This is a genomic window from Streptomyces sp. NPDC051662 (genome assembly GCF_040681655.1).
GTDB lineage: Bacteria > Actinomycetota > Actinomycetes > Streptomycetales > Streptomycetaceae > Streptomyces.
On record NZ_JBFAZD010000017.1, the window covers coordinates 164,181 to 179,571 of the forward strand.

Here is a 15,391-nt window from a genome sequence, read left to right on the forward strand (position 1 = left end):
CGGCGTCGCCGGCTCACCGCCGACCGCCGTCGAACCCGAACGTCAGGTCGAGCCCGAACGTGAAGAGGACCTGCGGCCCTGGCAACTGGACCGTACGCGCGCGCCGATCGCCACCAAGATCGTGGTCGCGGGCGGCTTCGGTGTCGGCAAGACGACCTTCGTCGGGGCGGTCTCGGAGATTCCGCCGCTCCAGACCGAAGCGCTGATGACCCAGGCCAGCGCGGACGTCGACGATCTCAGTGCGACGCCCGACAAGCTCACCACGACCGTGGCGATGGACTACGGGCGTATCACCCTCGATGACGACCTGGTCCTGTACCTCTTCGGCACCCCGGGCCAGAAGCGCTTCTGGTTCATGTGGGACGACCTGGTGCGCGGCGCGATCGGCGCTGTCGTACTGGCCGATACCCGACGGCTCCCTGACTGCTTCCCGGCGCTCGACTACTTCGAGAGCTGTGGACTGCCGTATGTCGTCGCCGTCAACCACTTCGAGGGAACACCGGCGTTCCAGCCGGACGATGTGCGCGAGGCCTTGACGATTCCGCCGGACGTGCCTGTACTGATCATGGACGCACGCAAACGGATCACGGCGGTCGAGTCACTGCTCGCGCTGGTGCGGCATGCGCTGGAAACCTCTCCGGAGTAGCCCCGTCCGGCCGGAGAGGACGTGGCCGGTAGCCTGAGCCGACGTCAGTTATCAGCCACCTCAGGCCACGTCAGTCGTCGCTACGCGCGCAAACGGAGAACCCCGCCATGCGGAAGATACTCATCGTCGGAGCAGGCCAGTCCGGGCTCCAGCTCGCCCTCGGACTCCAGTCGCGGGGGTACGAGATCACCCTGATGTCCAACCGCACGGCGGACGAGATCCGGTCCGGCCGGGTCATGTCCACGCAGTGCATGTTCCACACCGCCCTCCAGCACGAGCGCGAACTCCAGCTGGGCTTCTGGGAGTCCCAGGCGCCGAGGATCGAGGGCCTCGGCGTCTCGGTCGCCGCCCCCGACTCCACCCGGGCCGTGGACTGGGTCGGCACGCTGGACGGCTATGCCCAGTCCGTCGACCAGCGGGTCAAGATGGCCGGCTGGATGGAGACCTTCGCGCAGCGCGGCGGCCAGCTGGTGATCCATGGCGCGGCAGTCTCCGACCTGGACTTCTTCTCCCGTACGTATGACCTGGTCCTGGTCTCCGCGGGCAAGGGCGAACTGGTCTCGATGTTCGGCCGCGACGCCTCGCGCTCCCCATACGACGCGCCGCAGCGCGCGCTCGCCGTCGCGTATGTCCACGGTCTGGGGCCGCGCCCCGAGCACCCCGAGTACGACGCGGTCCGCTGCAATCTGGTGCCGGGCGTCGGCGAGCTGTTCGTGATGCCCACCCTCACCACCTCCGGCCGCGCGGACATCCTCTTCTGGGAGGGCATACCCGGTGGCCCGCTCGATGTCTTCCAGGGCATCAAGGACCCCGCCGAGCATCTCTCGCTGACGTTGGAGCTGATGGAGCGCTTCACGCCCTGGGAGTACGCGCGCGCCACGAAGGTCGAGCTGACGGACGCCAACGGCACGCTGTCCGGGCGCTACGCGCCGACCGTACGCAACCCGGTCGGGCGGCTGCCGGGCGGCGGTCTCGTGCTCGGCGTCGCCGATGTCGTCGTCGCCAACGACCCGATCACCGGGCAGGGTTCGAACTCGGCGTCCAAGTGCGCCGCCTCCTATCTGGACTCGATCGTGAGCCATGGCGACCGGCCGTTCGACGAGGCGTGGATGCGGTCGGCGTTCGACCGCTACTGGGACACCGCGCGGCATGTCACCAAGTGGACGAACGCGATGCTCGGTGTCCCGCCGGAGCATGTCCTCAACCTGATCGGCGCGGCGGGTCAGCTGAAGCCGGTCGCCGACCGGTTCGCGAACGGCTTCAACGACCCGGCGGACTTCGAGAACTTCTTCTACGAGCCCGAGAAGACGAACGCCTTTCTGAAGGAGGCGGCGGACGCGGCCTGACGCCCGTCCGGGCCCCGGCCACGGCTCCGAGCCCCGGCTCCGAGCCCCGGCCTCGACTCCGGGCCCCGGCCTCGACTCCGGGGCGGGGTCGGAGCCGGGGCCGGGTCAGACCTCCGGTGCCGCTTCCTCGCCATAACCGGAGTCCGAGCCGTCCAGGGCACCCGGGGGCAGCGCGGGCGGCTCGTACGCCCCCGGGTCCAGCGCCCCGGCCTCCGGGTCCGGACGTACCGCGCCCAGCAGGGGATTGGCCGCGATGGGCGAGACCTTGACGTTGGTCCCGGGGCGCGGTGCCTGGATCACCATCCCGTCGCCCAGATAGATCGCCACATGCGTGGCCCCCGGGAAGTAGATCACCAGATCGCCGGGGCGCAGCTCGCGCAGCGAGACCTTGGGGAGTTCGCTCCACTGCTCCTGGCTGGTACGGGGGATGGCGAGTCCGGCGCGTGCCCAGGCCTCCGAGGTCAGTCCGGAGCAGTCGAACGAATCGGGCCCCTCGGCACCCCACTCGTACGGCTTGCCGATCTGCTCGACGGCGTACTCCAGGGCCGCCTGGCCCGCCCGTGAGGGTGCCTTACGGACCGCGGTGCCGGCCGGCCCGCCCGCGCCCCTGGCTCCGCCCGCGCCCTGCGGCGCGCCGTCGCCGAGGGCGCCGGAGGCGAGCAGTTCGCGCTGGGCCTTGTCCGTACTGGCCCGTTCGAGATCGTTCAGCGCCGTGATCTGAGCGCGACTGAGGGAGGCGAGCAGCTTCTCGACCTCCAGGAGCCGGGATCTGACCATGTCGCGCTGTCTCCTCTGCTTCGTCGCGAGCGCCTGCTGTCGGTCGAGGGCTTCGCGGGATGCCGTGGCGAGGGCTCGGGCGCGCTGCTCGCCGCCCGTCAGCCGGTTCAGCGTCTCCGCCCTGCCGCGCGCCGCGCGCGCCAGCAAATACGTCTCGTCCAGGGCGCTCTGCGGGTCGCGGGCGAGCAACAGCCGCAGATAGCCGGAGAGTCCGGACTGCCCCTGGTACTGCTCGCGGGCCAGCCGGCCGGCGTTGACGCGGCTGAGGGCCAGCGCGGTGCGGGCGCGGGCGAGTTCGGAGTCCACCCTCTTGGTCTCGGCGCGCTGCCGGGTCAGCTCGGCGGCGGTGGCGTTGTACTCCTCGGTGGCCTTCTCGGCCTCGCGGTAGAGCTGTTGGAGCCGGGTCAGCATCTCCGCGACGGTATTGGGCGGGGCGTCATCGGTGACATCGGTTGCGTCGAGGCCGCCGGGCCCGGCCGAGGCCGAGGCCGAGGGAGCGGGGGCGGGCGCGGGGGAGGGAATCGGCGACGCCGACGCGATCGGCACCGCCGCGAAGACCGTCGCGGTGGCCAGCGCCGCCGTACAGACGGATCGCAACAATTTGCCTGACACGTCATCACCTCCGGTTGTGGAACGGGCGGTCCAGCCCTAGGTGATGATGGCGATGATGAGGTGATATGGGATGTGAAGAGCTCATTAATGGGCTCAGTGGCGGAACAGCATCATCCCTGTGAGGGACGGTCGCCCCGCTCCGTACCGTCACCGGGCTTCGACCAGGGCCACTTCAGCGTGCGCCGCTCGCGGCCCTCGGCCACGTACTCGTACTTCCAGCCGCGCTGGATCCCGAGCCGCTTCGTATAGCCGGCCGGCGCGCGCCGGTAGGTGAGGACGGTGGGCGGCCCGCCGCCCGCGTCCGGCACCGGGACCTCGTACCACTTGGGCGGCTGCCCGGTCGGTCCGGTCAGTACGGGCAGTACGCGCCCGTCCAGCGGCCCGCCGACAAAGGGAGTGTCTTCGCTTCTCACGCCCCCAGTCTCACCTACGGGAGGTGCGCCGCCGCGTTCACCAGGGGCAGCACCCGGCGGGCCAGCGTTCCCACGGGGCCGTCCGGGTGTTCGTACGCCACGAGCGCGCCGGCCGCCGCGGCGGTCTCCTCGTCGGTGGCGGCCGTGACCACCAGCAGCGCGATCAGCTGGTCGACCAGCCAGTCCCGCAGCTCGCCGGCGGGCGGGCTCTTCTCCTCGTCCAGCCATATCAGTGAGGCGGATTCGACGGCCGCGATCCAGGTGCGCACCAGCATCCGCAGACGCCCGCCGGGGGCCGCCGGGGCACCCGCGCCGGCCGTCCCGCCCGTCCGGAGGTGCAGCAGGATCTGCTCGGCCGCGGCGCGCCGTACCTCGTCGACGATCGCGGTCGTCCGGGACGTCTCACAGACGCTGCCGCCCCGGAGCAGCGCGCTGAACCCGGTGTCGTGCTCGTCGACGAAGGCGAGATAGCGGTCGAGGACCCGCCCGAGCCGCTCGGTCGGCGGCCCCACCGGCGGCTCGGTGAAGCACAGTTCCAGCTCGTCGGCGGCGGAGCGCAGCGCGTCCTCGTACAACTGCTGCTTGCCGCCGCTGAAGTAGCGGTAGACGAGCGGCCGGGACACTCCGGCGGCGGCGGCGACATCGTCGAGCGAGACATCCTCGGGCGCCCGGTGGGCGAAGAGGCCGAGGGCCGCGTCGAGGAGTTGCGTACGGCGCTCCTCGACACTGAGCCTTCGGTACGCGGGCGTTGCGGGCGCGGTCATGTCCGCAGCGTAACCGCCGGGCGGCGGCCGGGGTGCGGGTCAGGCGAGGAGGCCGGAGGACTTCCAGAGCCTGCGCCCCGTCCCGCGCAGGACACCGATGTCGTCCAGGAAGTCGGTGAGCCGCTCGGCGCCCGACCGCATCACCTCCCGGCGGTGGCCGCTCTCCCGCACCTGGGCGACGGCCTGCCCGCGGTCCAGGCCGACGTTCTCGTACACCTGTGGATTGATGAAGCAGACCGAGAAGACCCGGGCGGCCTCACCGCAGCTGAGCCGGGTCAACTCCCGCTCCCAGCGCGGCGCGGTCACCATCTGGCGGCGCAGTTCCTCGCGGGCGTACCGGACATGACGCGCCTCCTCGATGACATGGATACGGGTCACCCCGCGCACGAGGGGCTGGATCCGTTCGTCCGGGAAGGTCAGCCGCTGCATCCAGTCGAGGATCTCCTCACCGAGGAGCGTGGCGGCGAAGGACCCCGGGGTGGTGGAGGCGGTCTTCAGCACGCGCGCGAGATTGTGGTAGAGCCGTGGCACGGGGTACTCCGGGGCCCCGCCCTTCCGGATCAGCCGCGCGAACATCATCGAGTGCCGGCACTCGTCGGCGATCTCGGTCAGGGCGTAGCGGACGTGACTGCTGGTCACGGGCTTGTCGTAGATGTGCCGGACCAGCAGCTGCATCAGGATGATCTCGAACCAGATACCGAGCGAGGCGAGCGACGCGGCCTCGTGCCTGGCCAGCTCCATCCGGCGCTCCTCGGACATCGTCCGCCAGAGCGGGGTGTCGTAGAGCGAGACCAGTTCCGGCGGCCAGAACCACTTGCCGTCCTCGGCCGGCGCGTCCCAGTCGAGTTCCTTGTCGGGGTCGAAGGAGTGCTTGGCGGAGGATTCGAGCAGCCGCTCGGCGACCTTCTCGCGGTCCCGGAGCGGCCCGAGTGCGTCGCGGAGCAGCCGCACATCGCGTTCGGTCACTGTCGTCATGGCTGAGCGCACCTCGTGGCTGGATTGCGGGCTGTGTGACGCGGCGGATCCGGTCGACACGTCGGGCACCGCGCCGGGTTACCGGCGGTCACCCCTTATGAGACCGCTCGTCAACAAGGGCGTCAATCCCTTGCGCGCGACTTGTTGACGATGTGTCTACCAAGGGGACGCCGCCAGGCGCGTCGACGGGCGCGTCGACGGGCGCGTCGACGGGCGGTGAGACGCATGACAGGTAACGGATATACGCCCGAACCAGCCGCGTAACACCGTCTCGCACGGCACCATGGCGCGTATGACCGCCCCACACCCCGGTGCCGACCGCGCGGCGGCCCGCCGCAGCCTCGAAGGGCTCGCCCTGGGCGACGCCTTCGGCGAACGCTGGTTCCCCCTCTTCCGCGAGCGTCAGCGCGCGTACGCCGAGATCAGGGCCAGGATCACCCCGCCGGAACTGGAGTGGCACTGGACGGACGACACCGCGATGGCCCTCGCTGTACAGCGCGTCCTCGACGAACGCGGCGCCATCGACCAGAACCGGCTCGCCCTCTGCTTCGCGCTCACGTACGACGCCGATCCGGCCCGTGGTTACGGTCACGGTATGCACATGCTGCTGCCCGCCCTGCTGGCGGAGCCGGCGAGCTGGCGCACCCTGGCCCCCGGGCTGTTCGAGGGCGGCAGCCTGGGCAACGGCGCGGCGATGCGGGTGGCGCCGCTGGGCGCCTGGTTCGCGGCCGACCTCGACCGCGTGGTCGAACAGGCCGTGCTCTCGGCCGAGGTGACCCACGCGCACCCGCAGGGCATCGCGGGCGCGGTGGCGATCGCGGTGGCGGCGGCGCTGTCGGTACGGTCCGAACTCTCCGTGGCGGCGGTGGCGGCGGCCACCCCCGAGGGTCCGGTACGGGACGGCCTGGCGCGGGCGGCGGAGCTGCCCTTCACCACCGAGCCGTGGAGGGCGGCCGATCTGCTCGGCAACGGCCAGCGGATCCGCGCCGACGACACCGTGCCGTTCGCGGTATGGACGGCGGCCCGCCACCGCGACGATCTGGCCGCCGCGCTCTGGTCGACGGCTGAGGGCTTCGGCGACGTCGACACGACCTGCGCGATCACGGCGGGTATCGTCGCGGCCCGCACCGGAACGGGCGCGGTCCCTACGGAGTGGCGGGAGCGCCGGGAGGGGCTGACGGCGTAGGCGGCCGACGAGCAGGGGCAGGGGCGGAGGCAGGGAAAGGAGGGGGCGGGGCCGGGGCCGCGAGGGCGATGTCGGGGAGCGAGGCGTCCGCCCCGCGCGCCACCACCAGTTGCAGCCCCACCGGACATCCGTCCGCCGTGAAACCGGCCGGAATGCTCGCCGCCGGATGCCCGCTCAGATTGAACGCCCAGGTCAGCGCGGTGGAGTACAGCTCGCCAGGACCCTCGTGCCCATGCGGCCTGTTGGGGGTGACCGGGGTGAGCAGCAGAGGGGTACGGGCGAAGAACGCGTCGAGCCGCCGGTCGTTCTCCGCCCGCACCCCCGCCGCCGTCTCCGGGCCGCCGCCTCCCCGTATCGCCATCCACGCCTCGCGCGGATCCAGCAGCGTGAACGGCCGTCGCGTCGGCACAAGTCGTACCACCCCCGCCGCCACCAGCCGGTCCACCGCCGCCCGTACCACCGCCGCCACCTCCGGGTCAGGCCGCGCGTACCCCAGGTCGGGGGAGAAGACGGCGGGCACCGGGAAGGCCGGCGGCGGCTCCTCGTCACCGCCGAGCACACACCGCAGATACGCCCGCGCCTCCGCCGCCGACCGCGCCAGCAGCCCCGCCGAGGCCAGACCGGTACGGTCCGGGGACGGCAGCAGCCCGTTGGTCGTCTTCAGCCCGAACACTCCGCACCAGGCAGCCGGGATCCGGACGGAGCCGGCCCCGTCGCTGCCGGTCGCCAGCGGCACCATGCCCGCCGCGACGGCCACCGCCGACCCGGCGGAGGACCCGCCGGGGGTACGGTCCGCGCGGTAGGGGTTGACCGTACGGCCGTGCCTGCCCTGCCCCCAGGTCTGCCAGTACGTGCCGGGCCCCGGCACCGCCGTCGACCCGACCGGCACCGCGCCCGCCGCGATCAGCCGCCCCGCCGCGTACGACCGGATGCCGGACGGTCCCTTCACCGCGAACGGCACGCCGGCGAGCGGCAGCCGGCGGTCCACCGCCCGCGCCCGTTCCCTGGCTTCCGCGTCCCACACCTCGATGAAGGCACACAGCGCGGGATCGAGCCGTTCGATCCGCGCCAGCGCCTCCGCCACACTGTCCGCCACAGACATCCCCCTCGGGCCCGCCCTCCGGGCGGACGACGACGCTCCTTCGGACCAACACGCCCTAGTCTCGCAGCGCCGCGCGCATCACCGCCCGTGCGATCGGCGCCGCGTCGCCGCCGCCGCTGACGTCCGACCGGTTCGCCTCCGCGGCCTCCACGACCACCGCCACCGCGACCGCCGGGCGGCTCGAATTGCCCGCCTGTGCCCAGGCGATGAACCAGGCGTACGGCGTACCGGCGTTGCCCACCCCGTGCTGCGCCGTCCCCGTCTTTCCGCCGACCGTCGCCCCGTCGATCCCCGCGTTCGATCCCGTACCGTCCTCGACGACCCCGATCATCAGCTCGCGCAGCCGCTGGGCCGTGGCCGGGTTCACCGCCCGCCGGTAGGAGCGTTCGCCGGTACGGGAGACGACGTCGCCGTTCGCGTCCGTGGTCCGGTCCACCAGGAAGGGGTACTTGAGCTCCCCGCCGTTCGCGACCGCCGACGCGACCATCGCCATCTGGAGCGGGGTGGCCCGCGTGTCGAACTGCCCGATCGAGGACAGCGCCAGCTGGTCGTCGCTCATGCGGGTGTCGAAGTGGGACGCGGCGACCCCCGCCGGGATCGTGATCCCGGTGTCGTTGAAGCCGAACTTCCGCGCCGTCTCCACCATCGCGGACAGCCCGGTCTTCACGCCGAGCCCGGCCATCACCGTATTGCAGGACCATCTGATCGCGTAGTCCAGTGACGCCTCGTCACATCCGTCCGCCTCATTGGGCAGCGCGGTCCGCGTGCCCGGCAGGAGATACGGGTCGGGGATGCCGGTCGGGGCGTCGACATCGGTGACCGTTCCGGAGTCCAGCGCTGCCGCCGCCGTCACGATCTTGAAGGCGGAACCGGGCGGATAGGTCTGCCGGATGGCGCGGTTGAGCAGGGGCTGCGCCTCCGAGGCGGTCAACCGGGCCCACGCGTCATTGACGGCGCCGCCGGTGCCCGACAGCTGTCCGGGGTCGTACGAAGGGCTGCTGACCAGCGCCAGGATCCGGCCGCTGAACGGCTCGACGGCGGCCACCGCGCCGCGTCTGCCGGCCAGTCCCTCGTACGCGGCCCGCTGCATGGACGCCTTGATCGTGGTGGCGACGTGCCCGGCGGGGCGCCGGCCGCGGGTGATCTCGTTCCAGAAGGGGAACGGGGCGAGCATCGGGTCCGTACCGGAGAGGATGTCGTCCTCGGCGTTCTCCAGCAGCGTCGTGCCGTAGGTCTGGGAGGCGTAGCCGGTGACGGGCGCGTACAGCCGGCCCTGCGTATAGGTGCGCTCGTACCGCAGTTGCTGTCCGCTGTCCCTTGAGCCGGTGACCGACTTGCCGTCGATGAGGATGTCGCCGCGTGGCTGGGAGTAACGGGCCACGGTGTCACGGCGGTTGGCGGGGTTGTGATCGAGGGAGTCCGCCTCGATGACCTGGATCCTGGCCGCGTTGACCAGCAGGGCGACCAGCAGGAGGAGACTGAAGACGGCGGTCCGCCGGATGTAGCGGGTCATCGCTGGTCCCTCCGCCGGTTGTGGTGGGTCATGGCAGCTCCCTCCAACGGCCATGGCGGGTCATCGCTGGTCCCTCCAGGCGTTCCCGTTCTCCTCGGCCGGCGCGATGACGCCCGGCTCCGCGGCCTCCGGGCGCGGGCTGCGGGCCGAGTCGCTCAGCCGGATGAGCAGCGCGACCATCACCCAGTTGGTGACGACGGACGAGCCGCCCTGGGCGAGGAAGGGCATCGCCATGCCGGTCAGCGGGATCAGCCCCGTCACCCCGCCGGCGATGACGAAGACCTGGAGGGCGAGGATGGCGGAGAGCCCGACGGCGAGCAGTCGGCCGAAGGGGTCGAGCAGGGCGAGGGCGGCGCGGTAACCGCGGGCGACCAGCAGCGCGTACAGCAGGAAGAGGGCGGTCAGGCCGACCAGGCCCAGTTCCTCGCCCGCCGTGGCCAGGATGAAGTCCGACTTGGCGGCGAACCCGATCAGGATGGACCGGCCGAGCCCGAGCCCGGTGCCGAGCATCCCGCCCGCGGCGAACGCGAAGAGGGACTGGGCGAGCTGGCCGGGCCCGCGGCCGGCGGCGATGGAGGCGAAGGGGTCGAGCCAGTCCTGTACGCGGCTGTGGACATGGGGCTCCAACGAGCCGACGGCGAACGCGCCGACCGCGGCGAGCAGCAGCCCGACGGCGATCCAGCCGGTACGTCCGGTCGCGACATAGAGCAGGATCACGAAGAGCCCGAAGAAGAGCAGCGAGGTGCCCAGATCGCGTTCGATGACGAGGACGATGACGCTGAGCAGCCAGATCGCCACGATCGGCCCGAGCACGCGGCCGGTGGGCAGTTGGAGCCGCCAGACCTTGCGGCCGGTGTAGGCGAGGGCGTTGCGGTTGGCGGCGAGGTACGCGGCGAAGAAGACCGCGAGCAGGATCTTGGCGAATTCGCCGGGCTGGAAGGAGAGTCCGCCGAGCCGGATCCAGATCTTGGCCCCGTTCACGGCGGGGAAGAAGATCGGCACGATCATCAGCACCAGCGCGGTGGCGACCGACAGATAGGCGTAGCGCTGGAGCAGCCGGTGGTCGCGCAGGAACACGACGACGGCGATGAACAGCGCGACACCGAAGGTGGACCAGACCAGCTGGGTGGGCGCGGCCTTGTCGCCCGGAGTATCCAGATCGAGACGGTAGATCAGCACCAGACCGAGGCCGTTGAGCAGTACGGCGATGGGCAGCAGAAGGGGATCCGCGTACGGCGCGCGCAGCCGGACGGCGATATGCGCGAGGAGGGCGAGCATGCCCAGACCGGCGCCGTATCCGCCGGCGTCGGGGGGTACGACGTGGTTTCTGCCGAGACCGACGCCGATGTAGCCGAAGACGGAGATGAGGACGGCGCAGACGAGGAGCGAGAATTCGACACCCCGGCGCTTGGGGTGGCGAAGCCCGGGGAGGGGAGCGTCCGCCGTCGTTGCGGTCATGCGTCGAAACGTAGCAAGGCGAAGTGCGTTATGTCCGTTTATGTAGGGACATGAGGCATGCCGGACTTACTCGCTGAACCCGGACTCATCTGTCGGGCCGACCCGCGGGGCCGAGCTGCGGGGGCTCACTGCTGATAGGGGTTCCGCTGCTGCGGCTGCCCGTACGGCTGACCGCCGCCCTGTCCGTACCCCTGCCCCTGCCCGTTCCCGTATCCCTGCCCCTGCCCGTATCCCTGTCCGCTCGGCTGCCCGGCGCCCTGGGCCATGAGCTGGTCGGCCTGCTCCTTGGTCACCTGCCGCTCCGCGCCGCAGAACGTGCACTGGGTCGCGAACTTGGTGGAGAACGGGAACAGCGGCACGAAGAACAGCGTGAACTTGCTGACACGCTTGCGGAGCGTGTGCGCGGAGGGATTGCCGCACTGGCCGCAGACCAGCGTCAGTATCGCCAGTTGGTAGAGGTAGCCCTTGGTGCCGAAGATGATCATGAGTGGGATTCCTTAGGGAGGCCGGCGCGTGCTGAGGGAGAGTCTGCCCCACGACAGTGACAACTGGCCCGCGATAAGGGGCCGGAATGGTCAGGTGGGGATGCCGGGCCGGGGGCCGAGGGCTATTGCCCCGTGGCCCGGGTGCTGTTCCCATGGTCGTGGGGGTGGTGGGGCATGAGCCGATTACGCGTCACGCCGACGCGCGGGCAGGGCCGCGACCGGCTGTACGTCACTCTGCGGGACGGTACGACCGTCGCCTGGTACGACAAGGACATCGGCCGGGTGAGTGTGCTGTCCGGCGCGGGGCGCGAGGAGGTGCTGTCCGCGCTGGCGCCGTATCTCACCGGTGAGGTGGCCGTAGGTCCGCCCAGGGTGCCGACCCAGGCCGATCTCGACCGGCTCTCGCTCCACCCCGATGACGATCTGGCTCCGAACCGACCGGGCGAGGCGTTGCACGCGGAGCTGGACGCGCTGGGGGACGCGGGGTCGGACCGGTCGTCCGGGTCCGGCCGGTTATCCGGGTCCGGCCGGTTATCCGAGTCCGGGCGATCCTCCGGGGCTTCCTCATCTCTCCTGCGACGCCGATGGCAGCATCGGGACCCCCGGCAGGCGGAACTGCTCGCTCAGGAGACCGTCGGCGACCGGCTCGACCGACTGGAAGACGCGGGCTGGCGGGTACTGCACTCGATACCGCTTCCCGGCGCCGCCCATATCGACCATCTGGCGATCGGCCCGGCCGGGGTCCTGGCCGTACGGACACTTCCGGCCCGAAAGCGCCGGGTCGCCGTCACCGACCCGCTGGTCCGCGTGGGGCGTGCCGCGCCCGCGCCCCATCTCCGCTGGGCGCGCCGCGCCGCGGAACGCGCCTCGCGCGCCCTGGCGGCCGAAGTGCGCCCCGTACTCGCCGTGGTCGAGCCCGTACGCCTGGACGCCCTGCCGGCGCCGCGGGACATACGGATCCTGCGCGACACGGAGATCGCGGCGCTGGCGTCGCTCGGGGGCGTACTGAAACCGGCGGACATCGAGTCCCTGTACGCGACGGCGCGCGACCGCCACAGCTGGCTGAGCGTGTAGGGGGTGTCGCGGAAGGGGGCCGGCCGCGAGAGGGGGCCCCGGGCTCAGGGCGGAGGGCGGCGACCTTGAGCGGGCCGCGAGAGCGGGGCCCGGCTCAGGGCAGCGGGGCGGCGCGGGCGGGGTCGGTGAGCGGGCCGAGGAGGTCTCCGTACCGCTCCAGCCGCCCCTCGATGTCCCCCAGCCGGAAGACCAGCTGCTCGGCGTCCGTACAGTCGGCGACCTCCTCCCAGGTCACGGGCGTGGAGACGGTGGGCTCCGCCTTGGCGCGCAGCGTGTAGGGCGCCGCGGTGGTCTTCGCGGCGGCGTTCTGGCTGTGGTCGACGAAGACCTTCCCGGGCCGCAGCGAGCGCCGCATCCGATGGACCACCAGCTCCGGCAGCGCCGCCTCCGCCTCGACGGCCAGACCCTTCGCGTACGCCGAGACATCGGCGGACGGAGCGCGCTCCAGGGAGGCGAGGACATGCAGGCCCTTCGACCCCGAGGTCTTCACGTACGCCTCCAGCCCGTCCGTACCCAGCCGCTCGCGCAGCCAGAGCGCCACCGCGCAGCACTCCACGGCGGTGGCGGGCGCCCCGGGGTCCAGATCGAGCACGAGCCTGTCGGCGTGCTCGGGCGCGAGGGCACGCCACTGATGCGTGTGGAACTCGACGACCAGGTTCGCCGCCCACATCAGCGACGGCAGATCCTCCACCACCACCTGTCTGCCGGTGTCGGCCGTCCTTCTGGGCACATCGGCGATCCGCACCCAGTCGGGCGTACCGGGCGGCGGGTTCTTGGTGAAGAAGAGCGGCCCGTCGGGCCCGTCCGGATAGCGGAGGAAGGAGACGGGGCGGTCGGCGAGATGAGCCAGCAGCGGGGCCGCCGTACGGGCGTAGTAGTGCAGGACCTCGCCTTTGGTGGTGCCGGTGGCGGTGTACAGGACCTTGTCCAGATTGCTGAGCGCCAGGCGTCGCCCCGCCACCTCTGTGATCGGCGTCATACGATGAGAATCCCATATATTTCGTGAATCTCGGATGAAAGGGATGGAACGTGCGATCCATATGGAACGGCGCGATCTCCTTCGGGCTGGTCAGCATCCCGATCAAACTGGTCAACGCCACCGAGAACCACTCGATCTCCTTCCGGCAGATCCACAAGGCGGACGGCGGCCGTATCCGCTACCGGAAGGTCTGCGAGCTGGACGGCGAGGAGGTGTCGACGCCGGAGATCGGCAAGGCGTACGAGGACGCGGACGGATCCATGATCCAGATCACCGACGACGATCTGGCCGCGCTGCCGCTGCCGACGGCGAAGACGATCGAGATCGTCGCGTTCGTCCCGGCGGACTCGATCGATCCGCTCCAGATGGACACGGCGTACTACCTCTCCGCGGGCGGCGTGCCCGCGGCCAAGCCGTACACCCTGCTGCGAGAGGCGCTGAAGCGCAGCAAGAAGGTGGCCGTCGCCAAGTTCGCCCTGCGGGGGCGGGAGCGGCTCGGGATGCTGCGGGTGGTCGGCGATGTGATCGCGATGCACGGCCTGCTCTGGCCGGACGAGATCCGCGTCCCGGAGGGCGTCGCGCCGGAGACCGACGTCACCGTACGGGAAGCCGAACTCGACCTGGCCGACGCCCTGATGGACACGCTCGGCTCGGTCGACCTCGACTCGCTGCACGACGACTACCGGGAGGCGGTCGAGGAAATGATCGCCGCGAAGGCGGAAGGCGCGCCGGCGCCGGAACGGGAGCCGGCGGCGGGCGGGGGAGGGAAGGTCCTCGACCTGATGGCGGCGCTGGAGAACAGCGTGCGCGCGGCGAAGGAGGGCCGGGCGGAGGGCGACGAGGTCGCGGAGGTGACGCGGCTCCCGGCGAAGAAGACGGCGAAGAGTGCGGCGGCGAAGAAGACCACGGCGGCGGCGAAGACCGAGTCCAAGCCGGCGGCCAGGAAAGCGGCGGCGAAGAAGACGACGGCGAGGAAGACCGCGTCGAAATCGGCGTCGAAGACAGCCGGGAAGACCGCGACCAAGTCGGCGTCGAAGACAGCCGCGACGGCGTCGAAGACGGCCTCCGGCGGCCGGAAGCGCGCCTCGGCCTGAACGGTCTCCCCGGCGGCGTCCTCGCCCCGGATGGCACACTGCGCGAGTGGACCGAACGCTGCGTATCGTGCTGGCCGAGGACAGTGTGCTGCTCCGAGAGGGCCTGATCGCCCTGCTGGACCGCTTCGGCCACAAGGTCGCCGCGGCGGTGGGCGACGCGCCCGCCCTGCTGACGGCGGTGGCGGAGCACACCCCGGACATCGTGGTCACCGACGTACGGATGCCCCCCGGCTTCCAGGACGAGGGCCTCCACGCGGCCGTCCGCCTCCGCGAACGGCAGCCCTCGCTCCCGGTGCTCGTCCTCAGCCAGTACGTCCAGCGCGCCTACGCCGCCGAACTCCTCGACTCCGGCGACGGCTCCGGCGTCGGCTACCTCCTCAAGGACCGTGTGGGCCAGGTCGAGGACTTCGAAGCCGCCCTCCAGTCCGTGGCCTCCGGCGGCACGGTCGTCGACCCGGAAGTGGTCCGCCAACTGCTCCGCCGCCGCAGAGACCCCCTGGACCGCCTGACCCCCCGCGAGCACGAAGTCCTGGCCCTGGTGGCCGAGGGCAAGTCCAACGCGGCGATAGCCCGCCAACTCGTCGTCTCCGAGGCCGCCGTGGGCAAACACATCGGCAACATCCTCGCCAAACTGAACCTCCCCCCGGCGGACGACACCCACCGCCGCGTCCTGGCGGTCCTCACCTACCTCCGAGCCTGACCCCCGCTCCCACCCGCCCCGCCCGACCTGGAAATACCTGTTCACGGCCACCCCGCGGAAGCTGGTAGGGTTTCCTTCGTCGCCAAGCACCACGGCGACTCGCCCCCGTAGCTCAGGGGATAGAGCAACGGCCTCCGGAGCCGTGTGCGCAGGTTCGAATCCTGCCGGGGGCACCTTTCATGAGGTGCCCAAAGACCCCGTGACCAGCCTGAACGCTGGACGCGGGGTCTTCTGCATGCGCAACCGTATGCCGCTGTGAGCAAGGCC

15 protein-coding genes and 1 tRNA gene are annotated in these 15,391 nt (G+C 71.3%); 7 read left to right on the plus strand and 9 right to left on the minus strand.

Translation table 11 applies throughout. The annotated features are described in order from the left end of the window. Window positions 1-70: 70 nt before the first annotated feature. Window positions 71-646: an ATP/GTP-binding protein gene (locus AB0M67_RS27050; RefSeq protein ID WP_365749579.1), complete on the plus strand. Its 576-nt coding sequence runs from the start codon at window positions 71-73 to the stop codon at window positions 644-646. 107 nt (window positions 647-753) lie between these two features. Further along, entirely contained in the window at window positions 754-1,992 is a 1,239-nt protein-coding gene (locus AB0M67_RS27055; RefSeq protein WP_365749512.1) for a styrene monooxygenase/indole monooxygenase family protein, read from the plus strand. A 105-nt stretch (window positions 1,993-2,097) separates the two neighbouring features. Here the strand turns inward: AB0M67_RS27055 and AB0M67_RS27060 are convergent, their stop codons facing one another. The 4 genes from AB0M67_RS27060 to AB0M67_RS27075 all read right to left on the minus strand — a co-directional run bounded on the left by AB0M67_RS27060 (window position 2,098) and on the right by AB0M67_RS27075 (window position 5,533). Beyond that, the gene (locus AB0M67_RS27060) at window positions 2,098-3,381 is read right to left on the minus strand and encodes a C40 family peptidase (protein ID WP_365749514.1); all 1,284 of its coding nucleotides are present in this window, start codon (window positions 3,379-3,381) and stop codon (window positions 2,098-2,100) included. Window positions 3,382-3,491: 110 nt separating this feature from the next. Then, window positions 3,492-3,794, minus strand: a complete 303-nt coding sequence (locus tag AB0M67_RS27065; protein ID WP_365749516.1) for a hypothetical protein — start codon at window positions 3,792-3,794, stop codon at window positions 3,492-3,494. A 14-nt stretch (window positions 3,795-3,808) separates the two neighbouring features. After that, the gene (locus tag AB0M67_RS27070; protein ID WP_365749518.1) at window positions 3,809-4,558 is read right to left on the minus strand and encodes a TetR/AcrR family transcriptional regulator; all 750 of its coding nucleotides are present in this window, start codon (window positions 4,556-4,558) and stop codon (window positions 3,809-3,811) included. Window positions 4,559-4,597: 39 nt separating this feature from the next. Beyond that, entirely contained in the window at window positions 4,598-5,533 is a 936-nt protein-coding gene (locus tag AB0M67_RS27075; RefSeq protein WP_365749520.1) for a diiron oxygenase, read from the minus strand. Window positions 5,534-5,825: 292 nt separating this feature from the next. Here AB0M67_RS27075 and AB0M67_RS27080 point away from each other — a divergent pair, with 292 nt between their 5' ends. Continuing rightward, the gene (locus tag AB0M67_RS27080; RefSeq protein ID WP_365749522.1) at window positions 5,826-6,719 is read left to right on the plus strand and encodes an ADP-ribosylglycohydrolase family protein; all 894 of its coding nucleotides are present in this window, start codon (window positions 5,826-5,828) and stop codon (window positions 6,717-6,719) included. Here AB0M67_RS27080 and AB0M67_RS27085 read toward each other — a convergent pair. The 4 genes from AB0M67_RS27085 to AB0M67_RS27100 form a co-directional block, all read right to left on the minus strand. Then, a complete protein-coding gene (locus tag AB0M67_RS27085; protein ID WP_365749524.1) occupies window positions 6,679-7,821 on the minus strand; it encodes an amidase family protein in 1,143 nt (380 codons plus the stop codon). The genes AB0M67_RS27080 and AB0M67_RS27085 overlap by 41 nt on opposite strands. 55 nt (window positions 7,822-7,876) lie before the next feature. Further along, window positions 7,877-9,334, minus strand: coding sequence for a penicillin-binding transpeptidase domain-containing protein (locus AB0M67_RS27090; RefSeq protein ID WP_365749526.1), 1,458 nt, complete (start codon window positions 9,332-9,334; stop codon window positions 7,877-7,879). 60 nt (window positions 9,335-9,394) lie between these two features. Beyond that, on the minus strand, window positions 9,395-10,792 hold the full coding sequence (locus AB0M67_RS27095; protein WP_365749528.1) for an FtsW/RodA/SpoVE family cell cycle protein: 1,398 nt from the start codon (window positions 10,790-10,792) through the stop codon (window positions 9,395-9,397). Between the two features lie 125 nt (window positions 10,793-10,917). Beyond that, a complete protein-coding gene (locus AB0M67_RS27100) occupies window positions 10,918-11,277 on the minus strand; it encodes a zinc-ribbon domain-containing protein (protein WP_365749530.1) in 360 nt (119 codons plus the stop codon). A 174-nt stretch (window positions 11,278-11,451) separates the two neighbouring features. Between AB0M67_RS27100 and AB0M67_RS27105 the strand changes: the two genes are divergently transcribed. Beyond that, entirely contained in the window at window positions 11,452-12,351 is a 900-nt protein-coding gene (locus tag AB0M67_RS27105) for a nuclease-related domain-containing protein (RefSeq protein ID WP_365749531.1), read from the plus strand. A 94-nt stretch (window positions 12,352-12,445) separates the two neighbouring features. On the opposite strand, the gene ligD is transcribed toward AB0M67_RS27105, so the two are convergent. Continuing rightward, entirely contained in the window at window positions 12,446-13,330 is an 885-nt protein-coding gene (gene ligD, locus AB0M67_RS27110; RefSeq protein WP_365749533.1) for a non-homologous end-joining DNA ligase, read from the minus strand. A gap of 50 nt (window positions 13,331-13,380) precedes the next feature. On the opposite strand from ligD, the gene AB0M67_RS27115 reads away from it, so the two are divergent. The 3 genes from AB0M67_RS27115 to AB0M67_RS27125 all read left to right on the plus strand — a co-directional run bounded on the left by AB0M67_RS27115 (window position 13,381) and on the right by AB0M67_RS27125 (window position 15,297). Continuing rightward, the gene (locus AB0M67_RS27115; RefSeq protein WP_365749535.1) at window positions 13,381-14,424 is read left to right on the plus strand and encodes a Ku protein; all 1,044 of its coding nucleotides are present in this window, start codon (window positions 13,381-13,383) and stop codon (window positions 14,422-14,424) included. A gap of 67 nt (window positions 14,425-14,491) precedes the next feature. Next, on the plus strand, window positions 14,492-15,124 hold the full coding sequence (locus AB0M67_RS27120; protein ID WP_365749580.1) for a response regulator transcription factor: 633 nt from the start codon (window positions 14,492-14,494) through the stop codon (window positions 15,122-15,124). Window positions 15,125-15,225: 101 nt separating this feature from the next. Beyond that, window positions 15,226-15,297 (plus strand) — tRNA-Arg (locus tag AB0M67_RS27125). The last annotated feature ends 94 nt before the right edge of the window (window positions 15,298-15,391 follow it).